Below are 18,923 nucleotides of genomic sequence, written 5' to 3' on the forward strand. Positions count from 1 at the left end.
CGTTCAGCCTACTGGTGCGGCGGGGGCGGCCCCGAGCGACGCGGTGGAGGAGTCCCGGACCACCCCGATCGTCTCGATCGTGAGGGCGGCCGCGGTCGCCTCGCTGTAGGAGAGCACGGGGAGGCCGTCGGTCTGCGCCGACACCAGCCGCCGCACGGCGGGGCGCAGCGATGGTGCGCACACGAGCACCGGCTCTCCGCCGTCCGTCTGCGCGGCCACGGCCTGCTTCACCGACGCGATCACCGCTTCCATCCGCGGTGGATCGAAGACGATCTGAGAGCCCTCGTCGCCGGGACGGAGGCTCTCCAGCATCGCCTGCTCCAGCAGCGGGGCGATCATCACGACCCGGAGCGTGCCGTCCTCGGCGAAGCGGGAGGCGATGGCAGGGCCCAGCGCGGCACGGGCCGCCTCGATCAGTCCTTCCGGATCGGTGGAGACCTTGGCACGGAGCGCGAGCGCCTCGTAGATGCGGCTGAGGTCGTTGATGGGCACGCGTTCGGCGAGCAGGCCCTGCAGCACCCGCTGGACCTCCGCGAGCGAGAGCAGGGCGGGCGTGAGCTCCTCGACCGCCGACGGGGAGACCTGCTTCAGGGCGTCGGTGAGCTGGCGGACGTCCTCCCGGGTGAGCAGCCGGGCGGCGTGCGTCTGGATCACGCTCGACAGATGGGTGATGATGACGCTCGCCCTGTCGATCACCGTGGCCCCGGCGAACTCCGCGCTGTGACGCATCTCCATCGGGATCCACTTGCCCTCGAGACCGAACACCGGGTCCAGAGCGGCGGTCCCCGGCAGGCTGTCCAGCCCCTGCCCGAGGGCCAGGACCGACCCGGTGGGCGCGGTGCCGCGTCCGGTCTCGACACCGGCGATGCGGATGACGTACGTCGCCTGGGGGAGTTCGATGCTGTCCCTCGTGCGCACGGGCGGGGTGACCAGACCGAGGTCGAGTGCGATGCGGCGCCGCAGCGCCTTCACCCGGGCGAGGAGGTCGTCGGGTCCGCCGGTGACCAGGTCGACGATGTCGGGGGCGAGCAGGATCTCCAGAGGATGCACCCGCATGCGCTCGATGAGCTCCTCGGGCTGGTCCACCGGCGCGGGAGCCGGGGCCTGTGCGGCCTCCGCCTCCTCGCGCTTGCGGGTCGCGGTGATGCGCTGCGCGATGAGGAGCAGCAGGGCGCCGATCACCAGGAAGGGGAGCATCGGCATGTGCGGGATGAGAGACATGACGATGGCCGCGCATCCCGCGATGATGAGGGCGTTGCGCGACTGGCCGAGCTGCGTGGACGCGGCCGATCCCATCTCGGCCTCGGCGGTCGAGCGGGTGACGATCATGCCGGTCGAGACCGCCATGAGCAGGGCGGGGATCTGCGTGACGAGGCCGTCGCCGATCGTGAGCAGGCTGTAGGTGCTCACCGCCTGGTCGATCGACATGCCGTGCTGCACGAGGCCGATCGCGATGCCGCCGACGAGGTTGATGATGATGATGACGAGTCCGGCGATCGCGTCGCCCTTGACGAACTTCGAGGCGCCGTCCATCGCCCCGTAGAAGTCGGACTCGGCCGCCACCTCCGCCCGGCGTTCGCGGGCCTCGGTGTCGCTGATGAGGCCGGCGTTGAGATCGGCGTCGATGGCCATCTGCTTGCCCGGCATCGCGTCGAGCGTGAACCGGGCGCCCACCTCGGCCACGCGCTCTGCACCCTTGGTCACCACGACGAACTGGATGACGACGAGGATGAGGAAGACCACGGCGCCGATGATGAGCGAGCCGCCCACCGCGATCGCCCCGAACGCCTCGATCACCTGTCCCGCATATGCCTCGCCGAGGACGAGGCGGGTGGAGGCGACGTTCAGCCCCAGCCGGAACAGCGTCGCCACGAGCAGCAGCGAGGGGAACACCGAGAAGTCGAGCGGCTTCTTCACGAACATCGAGGTCAGCAGGATGACCAGCGCGAACATGATGTTGAGGATGATCAGCACGTCGAGCAGGAACGGCGGCACCGGAACGACGAGCAGCATGATGATGCCGACGACGCCGATCGGCACCCCGAGCGTGATGAGCAGCTTCTTCATACGGTCCTCCGATACGGGAGAGAGTGGATGCCGCGGGCGGCGCCTCGGCGCCGGAGCGCGTCGACGAACACGAGCACGCGTGCCACGGCGTTGTAGAGGTCTTCGGGGATCTCCTGACCCAGCTCGCACGCGGCGTGCAGGGCTCGGGCGAGGGTGACGTCACGGACGAGGGGGACGCCGGACTCGAGCGCCTTCTCGCGGATGCGCTCGGCGATGACCCCGCTGCCCTTCGCCACGACCTTCGGCGCAGACGTGCCGGGGTCGTACTCCAAGGCGATGGCGATGTGCGTGGGGTTGACGACCACGACGTCGGAGCCGGCGACCGCGGCGATCATGCGGTTGCGGCTCACCGCGAGCTGGCGCGACCGGCGCTGCTGACGGATGAGCGGATCGCCCTCGGAGTTCTTGTTCTCGTCGCGCACCTCGCGCTTGGTCATGCGGGTGTGCTTGCGGTTGCGACGCATCACCACGAACAGGTCGATGGCCGCGAGCACCAGGCCCACCGCGATCGCGGTCTGCAGCAGCGCGGCGGTCCCGTCCGCCGCGGTGCCGAGCAGCCGGGAGATGGAGTGGGCGCCGCTCGCGGTGAGCACGGGCATGAGGCCGGCGATGACGACCCACAGGGCGAGGGCGATGGCGGCCGTCTTCAGCAGGGCCTTCGCCCCCTCCCAGAGGGCCTGCAGGCCGAACACCCGCCGGACCCCGGAGACGAGGTTGAACTGCTCGTAACGCCCGGACAGCTTCCGCAGATGCACGCCGCCCTGCACCACCGCACCGAACAGCGTCACGATCGCGACCGCGGCGAGCAGCGCCCCCAGGGTCGGCAGCACCGAGGCGAGGGCCCGCCCGAGGGCCGCGAGGGCGGCGTCGGGTGAGGGCGCCTGCATGAGCGAGGTGAGGGAGATGAGCTGCTCGGTGCCGGCGCCTGTCCCCGCGGCGATGGCGGCGGGCATCATGACGGCGGCGGCGCCGATGCCGAGCCACGCCGTCAGGTCCTGGCTCCGGGCGATCCGGCCCTTCTGCCTGGCCTCGCGGAGGTGCTTCTCGGTGGCCTTCTCGCTGCGCTCGCCGCTGTCCGACCCGCTCACGGCGTCACCCCCTGCATCATGCGGAAGGCCTGGGTGGCGAGGGCGTCGACGATGCCGGGGAACGCGACGTACACGGCACCGGCGAGCAGGAGCGTCAGCAGGATCTTGACCGGGAAGCCCATCGCGAAGGCGTTGAGTGCCGGCGCCACGCGCGTGATGAGCCCGAGCCCGACATCGGCGAGGAAGAGCACCAGCACCAGAGGGCCGGCGATCTGTACGGCCGCCAGCACCATCTGGGACACCCCGTCGACGAGCAGCTCGGTCGGTCCCGCCACACGGAAGATGCCGTCGACCGGAACGGCGTCGAAGCTGCGGGCGAGCCCGGCGAGGATGAGCTGATAGCCGCCGGAGGCGAAGAGCAGCGTGAGCGCCGTCAGGTGGAACAGCCGGGTGAACTGCGCGCCGTTGACCATCGCCGCCGGGTCGAAGGCCTGGGCGAGCTGGAACCCGCCGAACACGTCGATCAGGCTGCCCGCGGCCTGCACCGCGGAGAAGCAGAGCAGCACGAGGAAGCCCAGCAGGGCACCGGTGAGGAGCTGGATCACGAGTGCGCCGAGGAACGGCCCCGTGTCGAGGCTCTCGTAGCCCGGGGCGACCGCGGCACCCACCGCGAGGGACAGTCCGATCGAGAGCATCGCCTTCACCCGCACCGGGATCGCCCGATACGAGAACGGCGGGGCGATCATGATGAACGCCGTGATCCGCACGGCGGCGAGCAGCGTGGCCTCCAGCCACGCGAAGTCGATCGGGATGAACACGGGCTCATCCGCTCAGCAGAGACGGGATGCGGGCGAACATCTCGTTCGTGAAGGCGATGATCTCGGCGATCATCCAGTTCCCGGCGATGAGCAGGGCGATGCCGACGGCGACGATCTTCGGCACGAACGACAGCGTCACCTCCTGCACCTGGGTGATGGACTGCAGCAGCGAGATCGCGAAGCCCACCACGAGCGCCGTGATCAGCATCGGTGCGGCGAGCTTGGCCGCGATCAGCAGCCCCTGGGCGCCGATGTCGAGGACGGCCTCGGGGCTCATCCCACACCTCCGTAGCTCTCCAGGAGGGCTTTGATGATGAGCCCCCAGCCGTCGACGAGGATGAACAGCAGGATCTTGAACGGCAGCGAGATCATGACCGGCGGGAGCATCATCATGCCCATCGACATCAGCGCCGCGGCCACCACGAGGTCGATCACGAGGAACGGCACGAAGATCACGAAGCCGATGATGAACGCGGCCCGGAGCTCCGAGATCATGAACGCGGGGATGAGCGTGTACATCGGCACGCTCGCGGGGTCCTCCGGGTTGTCCTGCGCGGCCATACGGGTCATCAGCGCGAGGTCCTCCTCGCGCGTGTAGTGCAGCATCCACTCCCGCAGCGGGCCCTGCCCGACGTCGACGGCCTGCGTGAACGTGAGCGCGCCGTCGATGTACGGCTGGACGGCCAGCGTGTTGATCTCGGTCAGGACCGGCCACATGATGAACAGCGACAGGAAGAGCGACAGCCCGGCCAGCACCTGGTTCGGCGGGATGGTGGGGAGGGACAGCGCGTTCCTGGTCATGGCGAGCACCACGAAGATCTTCGTGAACGACGTCATCATCAGCAGCAGTGCGGGGGCCACCGACAGCAGCGTGATCCCCAGGAGGGTGAGGATCGATCCGGACGGCCCGCCGTCGATCCCGTTGATGTCGATCGTCACGCCCTCCCCGTCGTCCGGGGTGATCTCGGCGTGCGCGGCGCCGCCGGTGACGACGACGAGGACCAGGGCCAGGAGGATCGCGCCCGCGACGACGACGAGGAGCCGCGAGGCGCGAGCGCGATCGACGGCACGGCTCGCGCTCATCGGGCGCGCCGGAGGGCCTCGGCGGTCTGCCGCCAGGTATCGGGGGAGAGGATGGAACCGCGGAGCGGGTCGTTGCGGTGCCGTACGCGGCGACGGAGCTCCGGTGCGGCGGTGCCCGCTGCCGGTGTGCCGGTGAGGGCGGCCGCGGCGAGGATGCGGTCGAACTCGGCGTCGTCGCTCACCGTATCGCGCTCGGACGCGGATGCCGTCTCCGAGGTGTCCCGGACCTCGGCTCGGACGGGGAGGCGGTCGACCACGCTCACGCCGTGCTCGGTGACCCCGAGGACGTAGCGCGCGTCGTCGGTCTGCACGACCACGAGCTGCGCCTTCGGGCCGATGCCCTGGCGTCCGAGCACCGTGATCGCCTCCGCGTCACGGCGCCGCGCCTGGGTCTTCGACACCCGTCGCTGCAGGAACCAGAGCAGCCCGAGCACTGCGGCGAGCGACAGCCCGACCCGCAGCGCGAGCAGGAGGTCGTCCAGGGTCAGGCCTCGACGTTCTCGAGGATGCGGGTGATCCGCACCGCGTAGTCCTGATCCACGACGACGACCTCGCCGTGTGCGATCGTGCGTCCGTTGAGCTTGACGTCCGCCGGGGCTCCCGCGGAGCGGTCGAGCTCCACGATGCGACCCGGCTCGAGGTCGAGCACGTCGCGGACCGCCATGCGGGTGCGGCCGACCTCCACCGTGAGCTCCATCTCGACGCCCGCGATGCGGTGCAGGCGGCCGTCGGCTCCCGTCGGACGCGCCGGGCGATGCGTGATCCGCACCGCGAGTCGGCCGATGGTCCGCTCGGTGTGGTCCACGAGGTCGAAGAGCTGGGTCTGCGGGTCGGCGAAGACGGCCGAGGCGTCGCCGACCGCCGCCTCGCCCAGCAGCCCGGGGCCGAGGGCGGTCGCGGCGGCCTCGAGCGCATCCAGGAGCCGGTCCGTGAGCGGACGGTCCCCGAGGCCGTCGACCAGCACGTCGGCGTCGAGGAGCTGCACGGCGAGCTGCGCGCTCGCCTCTCCGACGAACTGCGCCACGACGGCCTCCCCGGTATCCCCGGACGCCTGGGAGGCGCGGGCGGTGACCGGTGCGGCGGTGGGCAGTCGCGCCGCGAACGCGGCGGCGACGGCGGACTCGTAGGCGGTGGTGCTGATCACGCGGACTCCTGAGCGGGGGCGGTTTCGGGGACGGTGGCGGTCACGACGCAGGCGAGGCGGGCACCGGCACTGCCGACGGCCGCCGTCGCGACGGTCTGATCTCCGACGGTGAGGAGCATCGGACGGTCGGCGGCATGCGGCAGGGGCAGCAGATCCCCGACGGCGAGGTCGAGCACCTCACGGGGCAGCACGGTCCGCGGTGCCAGCCGGAGCGCGATCTCGACCGGAGTCGATTCCACCTGGCGGCGCACGAGACCGGGGGTCTCGGAGCGGTCGGCGTCGGAGGCGCGCACCGCGAAGCCGGCGAGCACCGAGGCGGGGAGCATGATGCTGGCGGGGACGGTCCGGCCGCCGTGGCGCATCGACAGACGCGCCACGATCACCGGCTCCCCGGCGGCGGCGACCTGAGCGAACTGGGAGCTGTACTGGATGCCGGCGACGGCGACCCCGGTGGGCAGCAGTCCGTCGAGGCTGCCGGTGAGGTGATCGATCGCGTCGCCGATCAACGACCGGATCAGCGCCTGCTCGATCGGGGTGAACGTGCGGTCCTCGGCGGTGGCGGTGACCCGGCCGCCGACCATCTGCACGATCCAGGAGGTCGCGGTCGGGATCGGCACCTGCACGATCAGGCGCTCGTCGGAATCCGGCAGCGCGCACACGATCATGGTCGTGGTCGTGGGCAGCGACTGCGCGTACTCGCCGTACGTCAGCATGCCCACGTGCTCGACGGCGATGGTCGCGCGCACGTGGATCTTGCCCGAGAGCTGGGCCGACCATTGCCGGGCGAACGTCTCGAACGCGAGCTCCAGGGTGCGGGCGTGCTCGCGCGACAGCGTCGCCGCCCGGCCGAAGTCGTAGACCTCGACGTCGGCGGTCGCCGTTTCCGCGCGCACTCGCGAGCGCACGCCGTCATCCATCACCACGAACCCGACTATCGGGCGGTGATCGGCGTGCGTTAGGGGCAGGTCAGGGGGAGGTCTGCGCAGCACCCGCGGCAGGGATCAGCGCTCGCACCTCCTCGCTGGCGTCGGAGAGGATGACGATGTCCACGCGGCGGTTCTCGGCGAGCTGCTCGGGGGTGCTCCCGGCGGCCACCGGACGGGTGTCGCCGAAGCCCACGGATTTGAGGTGTGCGGGGGGCAGGCCGGCTGCCTCCACGAGATAGCGCAGCACCTGGGTCGAGCGTCCGGCCGAGAGCTCCCAGTTGGTCGGGAAGGGTGCGACCGAGCCGCGGGCGTCGGCGTGCCCCTCCACCGAGATCTCGTTCGGCGCGGAGACGAGGACCGAACCCAGGGCGTCCAGCACCTGCGTCGCGGCCGGACTGAGATCCGTGCTGTTGGTGGTGAAGAAGGTCTCGGCGCTCACCAGTCCGATGGTCAGCCCGCGCTCATCGATCGTGAAGGTGACGTCGGTCTCCAGTCCCCGTTCGGCGAGGACCTGACGCAGCCGCTCGCGCAGGGCGGACAGCTCGTCGAACTCGCGCTCCGCGGCCTCCAGGCCCGTGTCGGCGAAGTCCTGGCCCTCGTCGTCGATGAGCTCCGGAGGCACGACCACGCCGCTGGTCACGTCGACGTCGTCCGAGGGCTCCTGGCCGAAACCCGTCGCGAGCGAGGCGCTGAGGGCCTCGAACTTCTCCTGGTCGACCGTCGACATCGCGAACAGCACGATGAACATGCACATGAGCACCGTGACCATGTCGAGGTAGGACGCCATCCAGCGCTCGTCCGGTCCGCTGTGCTCGGACTCCTGGACGCGGCGTCGGGTGCGCACGCTCATGAGAAGAGGTCCTCGTGCGCCTCCGTCTCCGCGGGCTGCTCGCGGCGGCGGGAGCGGCCGGGGGAGCGGTCGGAGACGAGCGCGCTCAGACGTTCGCGGACGTGGGCGGGGGCGGCGCCGGCCTGCACGGCGAGCATGCCCTCCATCAGCACCGTCATGCGTTCGAGCTCCAGCTCGCCGAGGCGCTGCAGCCGGCCGCCGATCGGCAGCCAGATGAAGTTCGCCGACAGCAGGCCCCACAGCGTGGCGACGAAGGCCGCGGCGATCATCGGGCCGAGCGTGTCCGGCTTGTCGAGCTTCTCCAGCACGTGGGTGAGGCTGACCACCGTGCCGATGATGCCCACCGTGGGAGCGAACCCGCCGAGGGTCATGTAGAAGCGCGAGGCGGTGCGGTTCCGGGCGGCGGTGGACGTGAGCTCGTCCTCGAGGAGCACCCGCAGGTCCTCCGCGTCCGTGCCGTCGGCGATGCTCTGCAGGGCCTGCCGCAGGAACGGGTCCTTCTCCTCGTCCAGACCCTGCTCCAGCGCGAGCAGGCCCTCGGAGCGGGCCTTCTCCGCGTAGCCGACCACGGTGTCGATCGTGCTCTGCGCGGTGCGCCGCTCGCCGCGGAAGGCGCGGGGGAGGGACTTCACGGCGTGCAGGGCGTCGCGCAGCGTGCCGCTGGCGAGCCCGACCGCGATCGTGGCGCCGAAGACGAGCACCATGGGAGCCGGGAGCAGGAGCGACCCGACCGTCGCGCCCTCCAGGTTGATCATGGCGATCAGGGCGCCGAACGCGAGGACGAGCCCGAGGATGAGAGACGGATCCATCAGGCGTCCCCTCCCGTCACGTCAGCGCCGGGCAGGGGGTCCTCGGTGCCGGCCGCGACCAGCGCGGCGGCGGTCGCGAGGACACCGGCGCGGAACCGGGTGATGCGGGCGATCACGTCGTCCATCGTCTCCGTGACGACGAAGGTCGCGCCGTCGACCATCGTGATCGTCGTGTCCGGCGTGGCCTGGACACGTTCGATCAGGTCGGGGTTCACCGCGAACCGGGAACGGTTCAGGCGCGTGAGGACGATCATGGGCTCCATCCTGGAAAAGCTCGCCCCGCCCGGAAGCGGGGAACCGACGGCCCGTCCTGGGCTGTCGGAGGGGACTGTCGGCCGGGTGCTGCGCGTCGTTAGCGCCGGTGCCCGAGCGGACGGGGATCTTCCTCACGACGGGCGCGTCGTCGCCGATAGGGATCAGGGGCGGGGGACGATGAGCAGCGGGCGAAGGGAGCCTTGTGCGGGATCGGAACGTGGAGAAGGCCGCGGCGACGGCGGCCGAGGAATGCGGCTGCGCGCCGACGGCGGCCGAGCGGGGCGCGCTGTGGCGCCAGCCGGTCAGCCGCCGCAGCGCCTTCGGGATCGGGGCGCTGGGCGTGGTCGCGCTCGCCGCCTTCGGCGTCGGGTCCGGCGTCACCGCCGCGCACGCGGCGTCCTACCCGAGCTGGGACGACGTCCAGCGGGCGAAGAACAACGAGGCGGCCAAGGCCGGTGAGGTCACCCGGATCCAGGGGCTGATCCAGTCCCTCGAGCGCAAGGTCGCCGAGACCCAGGCGGCGGCGCAGGTCGCGTCGGACGAGTTCTACGAGGCGCAGCAGGCGTACTTCGCGGCCATCACGGAGGCGGAGACCCTGCAGGCTCAGGCCGACGAGCAGTCGGCGCTCGCGGAGGAGACGGCGAAGAAAGCCGGTCAGGTCGCCGCCCAGCTGTACCGCAGCGGCGGGGACGACACCGCTCTGGAGCTGTTCTTCGCAGGGTCAGGCGCCAACGCCGACGAACTCCTGTCGCGCCTCGGCACGATGAACAAGTTCCTCGAGTACAACCAGACCACCTACGACAACGCCGTCTCGGCGCGCGACACCGCCCAGGCGCTGACGGCGCAGGCCGACGTCGCCCGGGACGAGCGCGACCGCCTGCAGCAGGTCGCCGAGCAGAAGATGGTCGCGGCGCAGCAGGCCGCGGACGCCGCGCAGGCCGCACTCGACGAGCAGGCGGCGAACCTCGAGACCCTCAAGGCGCAGCTGGCGGCCCTCAAGGACACCACGACCAAGACGGTCGCGGGGTACCAGGCGGGCGTCGAGGCGCGGCGGCGGGAAGAGGAAGCCCGCCGCAAGCGCGAGGCGGCTGCGGCGGCCGCGGCGGCGGCAGCTGCCGCTCGGGGGACCAGCGGCGGTGGTGGCGGTGGCGGTGGCGGCGGTGGTGGCGGCGGCTCCGCGGGCAACGGTGGCTGGGTCCGCCCGCACGGCGGCGCGCGCAGCTCGAGCTACGGCCCGCGCACCCCCATCTGCGGTCCTCAGGGCTGCTCGTCGAGTTTCCACTACGGTGCGGACCTCGCCAACGGCTGCGGCGCCGCGATCTACGCCGCGAACTCCGGCACGGTCGACTATGCCGGACCGAACGGGAACTACGGCAACTACATCCGCATCCAGCACGGCGGCGGCATCAGCACGGGATACGCCCACATCAAGCCGGGCGGCATCAACGTGCGCAGCGGACAGTGGGTGCGCTCCGGCCAGGTCATCGCCTATGCCGGTGACACCGGGCGATCGTTCGGATGCCACCTCCACTTCGAGGTCTACATCAACGGCGGGTACACGAACCCCGTGCGCTTCATGGAGCAGCGCGGCATCTACGTCTGAGGCGCCCGAAACCCCGTGTTGTCGCCGAGGCCCCGCCGTATCCACGTGGATACGGCGGGGCCTCGGCGCGAAAGCGGGGTCTCGGGGAGGGGTCAGCGCTTGAGGTTCGTGAGCTCCTGGAGCACCTCGTCGCTGGTGGTGATGATGCGGGCGTTCGCCTGGAAACCGCGCTGCGCGACGATGAGGTTCGTGAACTCCTGGGAGAGGTCGACGTTCGACATCTCCAGAGCACCGCTGATGATGCCGCCGAGGCCGCCGGTGCCGGGCTGTCCGAGCTCGGCCTGACCCGAGTTGCCGCTCGGACGGAACTGCGACGAGCCGACCTTCTCCAGACCCCCGGGGTTGACGAAGCCGGCGAGCGCGATGCGGGCCAGCACCTGGGTGTCGCCGTTGCTGAACGTGCCGACGAGGCTGCCGTCGTTCGTCAGGGCGTAGGAGCTCAGCGTGCCGGCCGGCTTGCCGTTCTGCTCCTTGATGGCGATGTCGCTGACGTCGGCGAAACCGGTCACCCCGGACAGGTCGACGGTGACGCCGCCGGACACGATGCTGCCCGCGCCGTTCTGCACGCCGTCGGTGAAGGTCAGCGCGGTGCTCGCGCCCGCGCCGTCGGTGACGTTCCACCCGGTCGCGCTGCGCGTGAAGGTCAGGCGCAGGGTGGAGGCGGAGCCGTCGGCGCCGTAGGTCTTGATGTCGCGCACGAGCGTCTCGCCGACCGGGGCGCCGGAGGGCAGGTTGCCCGTGGCCCGTGCGGTGGTGGTGGCCGCGGCCGGGCTGAGGGCGCCGACCGGGAGGGTGATGTCGCCGATGCCCTGGCCGGGGACGATCGCGCCGTTGCGCGCCGTCCACCCCTGGACGAGCGCGCCGCCGGCGCCGACCAGACGGCCGCTCGCGTCGAAGGTGAAGCCGCCGTTGCGGGTGTACAGCGTCTCGCCACCGGAGCGGACGACGAAGAACCCGTCGCCCGAGATCATCAGGTCGGTGGGAACGCCGGTCGGCTGCGGGGCGCCGCCGGCGAAGTTGGTGCTGATGCCGGCGACCTGCACGCCGAGCCCGACCTGGGCCGGGTTCTGTCCGCCCGTCGCCTGCTGCGGCAGCATCGAGTTGCGCAGCAGCTGGGAGAGGGAGTCCTGGAACTGCACGGACGAGGCCTTGAAGCCGGTCGTGTTGACGTTGGCGATGTTGTTGCCCGTGACGTCGAGCATGGTCTGGTGCGAGCGGAGTCCGGAGATTCCGGAGAAGAGGGAACGGAGCATGGTGATGCCTTTCTGGGGAGCGGGGTCAGGCAGCGGTGCCGGGGACGAGGGAGACGCCGGAGACGGCGTCGAGGGGGATCGACTTCTCGCCGATGGTCACGGTGGGGATGGCTCCCGCATAGGAGACCGCGGTGACGATGCCCTTCTGGGTGACACCGTCGGGGTCGACGTACTGCGCCTCCTGGCCGAGGAGGGCGGCGGCGGTCTGCCGCATGCTGAGCGCGAAGCTCTCGGTGCTCGTCGAGGCGAGCGCCGTCAGCTGCTCCATGGAGGCGAGCTGCGTGGTCTGCGAGATCATCTCGTTCGTGTTCATGGGGGAGCTCGGGTCCTGGTTGGTGAGCTGGGTCACGAGCAGCTTGAGGAACACCTCGGAGTCGAGCGTCTTCTTGCGCTCGGTCGCCGGGGTCGTGCTGCCGGTCTGCACACCGGACGTCGGCGTGGCACCCGGCGGGAGGGTGCCGGTGATGGAGTCGACCGTGGTCATGGGGTCCTCTCTGGTCAGGCGTAGACGTCGATGCCGCCGAGCGGAGCGACGGGCGGTGCGGGAGGGGGCGGGGGTGGAACTTCTGCCGGCGTCGGCGGGACGGCGGAGGCGCGCGCGGTCGCCTGGTGCCGCTGGGCATCGGCGCCGCCGTTCCCGGTCTGACCGCCCGTCCCTCCGTGCTGCGGCGAGGAGGGCGAGCCGTCCGACGTGGTGAGGCTGAGGGTCGCCTGCGGAGCGGCGATCGCGAGATCACGACGGAGGTCGCCGAGGATGGCGCGCAGCGCGTCCCGCCCGAGCTCGCCGGGGGCGTGCAGCTCGATGCGGATCGTGGACCCGGCGATGAGGGCGCGCACGGTCACGGGGCCGAGGTTCTCCGGCGAGACGGTCAGCGTGATCCGGTGGTCTCCGTCCGGGGCCTGGGCGAGGGACACCACGGGGGCCGCCACCTGCGGGAGGAGAGCCGGGCGGGCCGGCGCGGCGACCGCGCTCGGCGGTGCCGCGGGGGCGAGAGCGGTGGCGGCGACCGGGCTCGGGGCGGCAGCGGACCCCGCGGCCACGGGATCGACGCTCGGCGGGGCCGCGGCCGGCGCGGAGACCGATGCGGGGATCGAGGGTGCTGCCGGCACCGGGACCGTGTCGTCGGCGGTCGTCGCCTCTGCAGCGGAGGGTGAGGGCACGATCGACGTGCGAGCCGGCGCGGCTGCGGAGACTCGGGGCAGGGAGAGGTCGGTTCCGGTGGCCGTCCCGTTCCCGACGGCGGTGCCGGGGGGCGCGACTTCTCCGGTCTCTCGACCCGGGGTGGGGGGCCGCAGGCCCGGTCGGACGGTCGCCGGGTCCGGAGACGGTGCGACCGGCGGCGCCGACGTCGGGAGGAGCGGGGCCGCCACGGCGTCCCCGGCATCGGACGACGAGGCGGAGGAGGCGGTACCCGCGGTCTCCCCGGAGGCGGGCGTCGCCGCCGCGCCCGCCGTGCCCTCGCCGGGTACGAGGAGGGCGTCCTGCCCGGCGGCGGACGGGAGGCGCGGAGGCGAGACCGCCGTGGGTGTCTCCGTCGTCGCCGGAGGTGCGTCCGATTCGGCGGAGAGGGCTGGCACGAGTGGCGCGCCGGCACCCGCGGGCGTCGACGGGGCCGGGAGCACCGGCGAGACGGTCGCGGCGCCCTCGACCGGAACGGCGGCCGCAGGCTCGGCCTCGGTCGTGGTCTCCGCGGCGCTGCCGGTGTCGTCGGTCGCACCGGGACCGGGGGCCGCCGTCTCCCGCACCGCATCGCGCACAGCCTCGGCGAACGCGGTCGCACCGGGCGAGCCGGCGCGTGCGGCTGGGGCGGAGGGACGCACGGGGCGGGCATCCAGGGCGGTGAGGAGGTCGAGCGCGGTCATGCCGTCCCCTCCGTCCGCGAGCGTGCGGCGATCTCGTCGAGCTCCGCCTGCTCGGCGTGCAGGTCGGCCGTCCGCACGGCTACCGCGTGGTTGTCCGCGAGTCGTTCGAGGCCGCGGAGCGTGCGCCGGGCGTCCGCGTGCGCGGACCGCGCCTCCGCGACCGTCTCCTGCTGGAGGTCGGCCAGCGCGGTGAGGTCGGCGAGCAGCGCCCGCCCGGAGACCCGGGCCGCGGCGAGCGCAGCGAGGGTGCGCACGTCGACGGCCTCCGTGTCGGTACCGGCCAGGTGTGCGCGCAGGGCCCGGTCCCTGGCCTCGGTGTGCTGCGCGTCGATGACCGCGCGCGAGAGGCGCTGCGCGGCGGCGCGCTCCTGGATCTCCCGCACGCGCAGGAGACCGGCGAGAGAGAACCCTCTGCTCATGATACCCCCTCGAAGGCGGAGACGAGGCCGTCCAGCCGCGCCCAGGACTCCTCGATCGCGCTCGTCTCGTCGAGCGGCTGGGTGAGGAAGGCCGAGATGGCGCGCTCGTGTGCGATCGCCGCGTCGATGCGGGCATCGGCACCGGCGTGGTAGGCGCCGATGTCGATGAGGTCGTTCGCCCGGCGTCGGGCCGCGAGCACGGCGCGGAGGGTGGCCGCCTGTGCACGGCGCTCCGGACTCGTGATCTTGCCGGCCACGCGGGACACGGACCCGAGGACGTCGATCGCGGGGTGGTGGCCGGCGAGGGCGAGCGCGCGATCCAGCACGACGTGGCCGTCGAGGATGGAGCGGACCGTGTCGGCGATGGGCTCGTTGTGATCGTCGCCGTCGACGAGCACGGTGTAGATGCCGGTGATGGACCCGGCGCGGTCGGTGCCGGCGCGCTCCAGCAACCCGGCGAGGAGGGAGAAGGTGGACGGCGGGTAGCCGCGGGTGGCCGGCGGCTCACCCGCGGAGAGCCCGATCTCGCGCTGGGCCATCGCGACCCGGGTCAGCGAGTCCATCATGAGGATCGCGTGGGCGCCCTCGTCACGGAAGGCTTCCGCGATCCGGGTGGCGGTGAACGCGGCACGGATGCGGGCCATGGCCGGCTGGTCCGAGGTCGAGACGATGACGACGGAGCGGGCGAGTCCCTCCGGCCCCAGATCGTCCTCGATGAACTCCCGCACCTCGCGACCGCGCTCGCCGACGAGGGCGATCACGGTGACCTCGGCCTCGGTGCCGCGGGCGATCATCGACAGCAGCGACGACTTCCCGACCCCTGACCCCGCGAACAGGCCGACGCGCTGTCCGCGGCCGACGCTGACGAGGGTGTCGAGGGCGCGCACGCCGAGGGGGAGCGCGGTGTCGATGCGGTCGCGCTCCATGATCGAGGGGGTGTCGTGATCCAGGCTCACGTGCGGCGCCGCGAGCGGACCCTTCCCGTCGATGGGGCGTCCGAGCCCGTCCAGGACCCGGCCGAGCAGCGCCGATCCGGTGGGAACCCGCACCGGGCCGCCGCGGCCGCGCACGGGGGCGCCGACGGTGAGCCCGGCGACCGAGGCGAGCGGCATGCAGCGCAGCCCGTCCTCCCCGGTCGCGACGACCTCGGCGTCGATGCCGTCGAGCGTCACCACGTCCCCCACGGCGCCGTCGAGCCCGCGGACCTGCACGCTGAGGCCGCGGACCTGCGAGACCTCGCCGATCCGTTCCGGACGCGCCGCCTCGAGCACCGCCGTCCAGGGGCTCACGGCGCGGCCTCCGCGACCGCGCGGCGCGCCCGGTCGAGGGCGGTCCCCACCCTGGCGTCGATGACACCGTGCTCCAGCACGGCCACGGCGTCGCCGCGGGTGAGGGTCTCGTCGGGCACCAGCGTGAGTCCGGGGATGTCGTCGCCGGCCTCCGCGGAGAGGACGCGGAGGTCGTCCGGGTGCAGACGGAGGCGACGTACGGCGGCCGCATCGGTCGCGCTCAGGGCGCGGCGGGCCGCGGCGGCGGCCGACGCTCCTGCGTCGCTCAGCTCCGCGGCGAGGATCAGTTCCGCGAGGTCGATCGCATGGGAGTGCACCTGGCTCGTCGCAGCGGACTCCAGCTCCGCCTCTCGGGCGGCGAGGGACCGCGCGGCGGCGTGCAGGGCGGCGACGGCGGCGGCGACGTCCGCGGCGCGGGCGCGCTCCCGTTCGGCCAGCTCGGCCTCGGCGACGCGACGGGCGGCGTCGGCGTCGGCCGCGCCCGCCCGGAAGCCCGCGGCGTGTCCCTCCGCGTACCCGCGGCGGCGGGCGCGCTCCTGTTCCGTCCGGTGGTCGGAGCCGCCGAGCCGGGGGAAGGCAGCGGGGGCGAAGGCGTCAGTAGACATATTCGTCCTCGTCCGCCCGCTGCACGGTGATGTCTCCCGCGGCCTCCAGGGCACGGATCGTCCGGACGATCTCGGCCCGCGCCTCCTCGACCTGGGAGACGCGCACCGGGCCCAGCGTCCGGGCCTCCTCGTCGAGGTTCTCGCGGTTGCGCTCGGACACGTTGCGGCGGATGAGGTCGACGATCGGCTGCTGCGCCCCCTTGAGGGCGAGAGCCAGGGAGCGGATGTCCATGCCCCGCAGCACGCGCTGGGTGTCCCGGTCGTCGAGCTTGACGATGTCCGCGAACGTGAACATGCGCGAGCGGATGTCCTCGGCGAGGGCGCTGTCGCGGTCCTCGATGCTGGCCAGCAGCGCCTTCTCGATCGTCGCTCCCGACCGCCCGATGATCTCCACGAGCGGCTCGACGCCGCCGAGCACCTCGGGACTGTCCCGCGAGGCGAGGCTGCCGGTCCGGGCCTTGAGGGCGTCGGCGACGATGACGATGGCCTCCTGCGAGGCGGTGCCCATGGTGGCGATGGCCTGGGCGACGTCGGTCCGCGCCGGATCGGGCAGCGCGGCGAGGACGGCGGCGGCCTGTTCGGCGGGGAGATGGGCGAGCACCAGGGCGACGGTCTGCGGCAGCTCCCCGTCGAGGAGCGTGGCGAGGTGGGCGGCGTCGGCGGAGGCGAGGAAGTCGAACGACGCGCTCATCGACGTCGAGCCGACCCGGCCGAGCACGGCTGCCGCCCGCTCGGAGCCGAACGAGGCCTCCAGCAGGCCTGCGGCGATGTCGCGTCCGCCGCGCGCCGGCGGGAGGTGCCCCGCGGCGATGCGATGGAACTGCCCCAGCGCCTGGACCGTGGTCTCCGCGTCGAGATCCTGCAGCCCGATGATCTCGGCGGCGACGGCCTCGGCCTCCGCCTCGGAGAGGTGCTTCATGACCTCGACGGCCTGCGCGCGGTCGAGGTTCATCAGGACGATCGCGGCCGTCTGCCGATCCGTCAGTCCGCTCATACCCGCGACCTGTCGTCGATGAGGGTGCGCAGCAGCTCCGCGGTGCGCTGCGGATCCTGACGGGTGAGCGCGGCGATCTCGGCGCGGCGGCGCTCGAGGCTGATCTGCGTGGGCTCGGGTTCGGGATCCGGGTCGAGGTCGGGTACCGGCTCGAGGAAGGCGAGCGGCGTGGTCGGCGCCTCCAGCACGGCCGTCGGCGCGTCCGCCGAGAGCGCGGACAGCTCGACAGGACGATCGCCGAAGAGCTGGTCGAACTCCTCCACGCCGCGTGCCTTCCGCCGGGAGCGGATGATGAGGGCGGCGATCGCGGCGATGAGCGGGATGGCGATGGCGGCCGCGATGATGACGGTGTTCAGGAGGGCGGCCTGACGGGCACCCTCTTCGGCCTCCTTCGCCGCCTGCAGCGCGGCCTGCGCGGCCTCGGCATCGGTCTGGCTGAAGGCGACGAGTTCGACGGCGAGCTCGTCGCCGCGGGTGCGGTCGATGCCGGCGGCGGTGGCCACGAGGTCGCTGAGCTGGGCGGAGCTGAGGTCGCCCCCGGCCCCGGCGTCCACGGCGACCGACACGGACTGCCGCAGCAGGGTGCCGGCGGGAGTGGAGGTGCTCTCCGTGGCCTTGTTGACGGCGTTGGTGCGCGTCTCCTCGGTGTTCGTGTAGGTGCCGTCGCCGTTCCCGTTCGGCACGGCGATGTTGTCCGGACCCAGGACACCGGCTTCGGAGGTCGATCCGTTGCTGTTCTGCTCACGGACCTCCTCGGTGAGCGGGGGAGCGCCCTCGGCCGGGGTGTAGGTCTCCTCGACGCGTTCGTTCACCGAGCGGTCGATCTCGGCGACGACGGTCACGGTCGCATTCCCCGGGCCGACCACGGTGTCGAGCATCTGCTGCACGCTCGCGGCCACGCGGGCCTCGTAGTCGCTCGCCTGCTGATCGAGTCCGCCGGTGGCCCCGCCGCCCACGGTCGAGAGCGTGCGCCCGGTCTGATCGACCACGGCGACATTCTCCGGCTTCATGCCGCTGACGGCCGCCGAGGTGAGGTGCACGATGGCCTCGACCTGCTTCTGGTCGAGCGTCGTGCGTCCGGCGGTCTCCACGAACACGGAGGCGGTCGCATCGACGGTCTCCGACACGAAGACGCTCTCCTCCGGGATGGCGAGCTGCACCGAGGCCGCGGAGACGCCGTCGATGGCGGAGATCGTCGCGGCAAGCTCGCCCTCGATCGCGCGCTTGTAGGTGACCGACTGCTGGAACTCGCTCGTGGTGACACCCATGTCGTCCAGCAGCGAGTACCCGGCCGATCCGGCGCTCGGCAGCCCGGCGGAGGCGGCGGCGAGCCGCTGGTCGTACACGTCCTTCTCGGGGACGAGCACCGTGGCGCCGCCGTCGGCGAGCTCGTAGGGCACGGAGGCGGAGCGCAGCTGCTCCACCACGGCGTTCGCGTCCGAGGCGTTCAATCCCGAGAACAGTGGGGTGTAGGTGGGGCGGCTGAGCCAGCTGGACAGCGCGATGATGCCGAGCGCGAGCACCGCGATGCCGATGATGGCGATGGTCCGCTGCGCGAGCGAGAATCCGGCGACCACCCGCCGCATCCGCTGGAACGCCCCGGTCACTGCCGGGGGCATCAGGCCTGCATCCGCATGATCTCGTTGAACGCGTCGACGCCCTTGTTGCGGACGGCGGCGACGAGTTCGAGGGTGACGGCGGCGCGCGAGGACGCGATCATCGCCGCATGGATGTCGTCGAGGTCCCCGGTCACGGCCGCGACCTTGAGGGAGTCGGACTCGGACTGCAGCGAGCGCAGCTCGTCGATCGCCCCGGTGACGCTGTTCGCGAAGGCCGTGTCGTCGCCCGTCTTCGCGCCCGTGACGGGCGAGGTGGTCATGCCGAGGGACGAGGCGACGGCCTCGATGCCGGCCACGG

Annotated in this window: 21 protein-coding genes; 1 reads left to right on the forward strand and 20 read right to left on the reverse strand. The window is 72.3% G+C overall.

Features of this window, described 5'->3' with window-relative positions:
- Positions 1–3 precede the first annotated feature (3 nt).
- The 11 genes from AC3B5L_RS04355 to AC3B5L_RS04405 are packed head-to-tail and all read right to left on the reverse strand — an operon-like array spanning position 4 to position 8,979.
- A complete protein-coding gene (locus AC3B5L_RS04355) occupies positions 4–2,067 on the reverse strand; it encodes a flagellar biosynthesis protein FlhA (RefSeq protein ID WP_187663394.1) in 2,064 nt (687 codons plus the stop codon).
- Positions 2,064–3,155, reverse strand: coding sequence for an EscU/YscU/HrcU family type III secretion system export apparatus switch protein (locus AC3B5L_RS04360; protein ID WP_187663395.1), 1,092 nt, complete (start codon positions 3,153–3,155; stop codon positions 2,064–2,066). The genes AC3B5L_RS04355 and AC3B5L_RS04360 overlap by 4 nt, the downstream gene beginning before the upstream one ends.
- Positions 3,152–3,913 (reverse strand): flagellar biosynthetic protein FliR, encoded by a 762-nt coding sequence (locus AC3B5L_RS04365; protein WP_187663396.1) that lies wholly within the window; start codon positions 3,911–3,913, stop codon positions 3,152–3,154. The genes AC3B5L_RS04360 and AC3B5L_RS04365 overlap by 4 nt, the downstream gene beginning before the upstream one ends.
- Positions 3,914–3,917: 4 nt before the next feature.
- Positions 3,918–4,190, reverse strand: coding sequence for a flagellar biosynthesis protein FliQ (fliQ, locus tag AC3B5L_RS04370; RefSeq protein WP_025104366.1), 273 nt, complete (start codon positions 4,188–4,190; stop codon positions 3,918–3,920).
- Positions 4,187–4,996, reverse strand: coding sequence for a flagellar type III secretion system pore protein FliP (gene fliP / locus AC3B5L_RS04375; protein WP_187663397.1), 810 nt, complete (start codon positions 4,994–4,996; stop codon positions 4,187–4,189). Before fliP ends, fliQ begins: the two co-directional genes overlap by 4 nt.
- Positions 4,993–5,430 (reverse strand): FliO/MopB family protein, encoded by a 438-nt coding sequence (locus AC3B5L_RS04380; RefSeq protein WP_259953066.1) that lies wholly within the window; start codon positions 5,428–5,430, stop codon positions 4,993–4,995. The genes fliP and AC3B5L_RS04380 overlap by 4 nt, the downstream gene beginning before the upstream one ends.
- Before the next feature lie 50 nt (positions 5,431–5,480).
- A complete protein-coding gene (fliN, locus tag AC3B5L_RS04385; protein WP_259953068.1) occupies positions 5,481–6,140 on the reverse strand; it encodes a flagellar motor switch protein FliN in 660 nt (219 codons plus the stop codon).
- Positions 6,137–7,057 carry a flagellar motor switch protein FliM gene (locus tag AC3B5L_RS04390; protein ID WP_232089266.1) on the reverse strand — a complete coding sequence of 307 codons (921 nt, stop codon included), beginning with the start codon at positions 7,055–7,057 and terminating at the stop codon, positions 6,137–6,139. The genes fliN and AC3B5L_RS04390 overlap by 4 nt, the downstream gene beginning before the upstream one ends.
- A 49-nt stretch (positions 7,058–7,106) precedes the next feature.
- A complete protein-coding gene (locus AC3B5L_RS04395) occupies positions 7,107–7,916 on the reverse strand; it encodes an OmpA/MotB family protein (RefSeq protein WP_187663400.1) in 810 nt (269 codons plus the stop codon).
- Positions 7,913–8,725, reverse strand: a complete 813-nt coding sequence (locus AC3B5L_RS04400) for a motility protein A (RefSeq protein WP_071327503.1) — start codon at positions 8,723–8,725, stop codon at positions 7,913–7,915. Before AC3B5L_RS04400 ends, AC3B5L_RS04395 begins: the two co-directional genes overlap by 4 nt.
- Positions 8,725–8,979 (reverse strand): flagellar FlbD family protein, encoded by a 255-nt coding sequence (locus AC3B5L_RS04405; protein ID WP_187663401.1) that lies wholly within the window; start codon positions 8,977–8,979, stop codon positions 8,725–8,727. The genes AC3B5L_RS04400 and AC3B5L_RS04405 overlap by 1 nt, the downstream gene beginning before the upstream one ends.
- 218 nt (positions 8,980–9,197) lie before the next feature.
- On the opposite strand from AC3B5L_RS04405, the gene AC3B5L_RS04410 reads away from it, so the two are divergent.
- The gene (locus tag AC3B5L_RS04410) at positions 9,198–10,583 is read left to right on the forward strand and encodes a M23 family metallopeptidase (RefSeq protein WP_232089188.1); all 1,386 of its coding nucleotides are present in this window, start codon (positions 9,198–9,200) and stop codon (positions 10,581–10,583) included.
- A 92-nt stretch (positions 10,584–10,675) separates the two neighbouring features.
- On the opposite strand, the gene AC3B5L_RS04415 is transcribed toward AC3B5L_RS04410, so the two are convergent.
- Genes AC3B5L_RS04415 through fliE form a run of 9 tightly spaced genes read right to left on the reverse strand, consistent with a single transcriptional unit; the run spans position 10,676 to position 18,885 of the window.
- A complete protein-coding gene (locus AC3B5L_RS04415) occupies positions 10,676–11,836 on the reverse strand; it encodes a flagellar hook protein FlgE (RefSeq protein ID WP_187663403.1) in 1,161 nt (386 codons plus the stop codon).
- A gap of 25 nt (positions 11,837–11,861) precedes the next feature.
- Complete coding sequence (locus AC3B5L_RS04420) at positions 11,862–12,320, reverse strand: flagellar hook assembly protein FlgD (protein ID WP_259955183.1); 459 nt, start codon at positions 12,318–12,320, stop codon at positions 11,862–11,864.
- A gap of 14 nt (positions 12,321–12,334) precedes the next feature.
- Positions 12,335–13,699, reverse strand: a complete 1,365-nt coding sequence (locus AC3B5L_RS04425; RefSeq protein ID WP_259955185.1) for a flagellar hook-length control protein FliK — start codon at positions 13,697–13,699, stop codon at positions 12,335–12,337.
- A complete protein-coding gene (locus AC3B5L_RS04430; RefSeq protein ID WP_259955187.1) occupies positions 13,696–14,118 on the reverse strand; it encodes a hypothetical protein in 423 nt (140 codons plus the stop codon). Before AC3B5L_RS04430 ends, AC3B5L_RS04425 begins: the two co-directional genes overlap by 4 nt.
- Positions 14,115–15,407, reverse strand: coding sequence for a FliI/YscN family ATPase (locus tag AC3B5L_RS04435; RefSeq protein WP_280570312.1), 1,293 nt, complete (start codon positions 15,405–15,407; stop codon positions 14,115–14,117). Before AC3B5L_RS04435 ends, AC3B5L_RS04430 begins: the two co-directional genes overlap by 4 nt.
- The gene (locus tag AC3B5L_RS04440; protein WP_363445534.1) at positions 15,404–16,012 is read right to left on the reverse strand and encodes a FliH/SctL family protein; all 609 of its coding nucleotides are present in this window, start codon (positions 16,010–16,012) and stop codon (positions 15,404–15,406) included. The genes AC3B5L_RS04435 and AC3B5L_RS04440 overlap by 4 nt, the downstream gene beginning before the upstream one ends.
- Positions 16,002–17,006 (reverse strand): flagellar motor switch protein FliG, encoded by a 1,005-nt coding sequence (gene fliG / locus AC3B5L_RS04445; protein WP_187663408.1) that lies wholly within the window; start codon positions 17,004–17,006, stop codon positions 16,002–16,004. Before fliG ends, AC3B5L_RS04440 begins: the two co-directional genes overlap by 11 nt.
- Positions 17,003–18,625 carry a flagellar basal-body MS-ring/collar protein FliF gene (fliF, locus tag AC3B5L_RS04450; protein ID WP_187663409.1) on the reverse strand — a complete coding sequence of 541 codons (1,623 nt, stop codon included), beginning with the start codon at positions 18,623–18,625 and terminating at the stop codon, positions 17,003–17,005. Before fliF ends, fliG begins: the two co-directional genes overlap by 4 nt.
- The gene (fliE, locus tag AC3B5L_RS04455) at positions 18,625–18,885 is read right to left on the reverse strand and encodes a flagellar hook-basal body complex protein FliE (RefSeq protein ID WP_363445955.1); all 261 of its coding nucleotides are present in this window, start codon (positions 18,883–18,885) and stop codon (positions 18,625–18,627) included. The genes fliF and fliE overlap by 1 nt, the downstream gene beginning before the upstream one ends.
- Between the last annotated feature and the right edge of the window lie 38 nt (positions 18,886–18,923).

Source organism: Microbacterium sp. C-MGS6 (genome assembly GCF_058140415.1).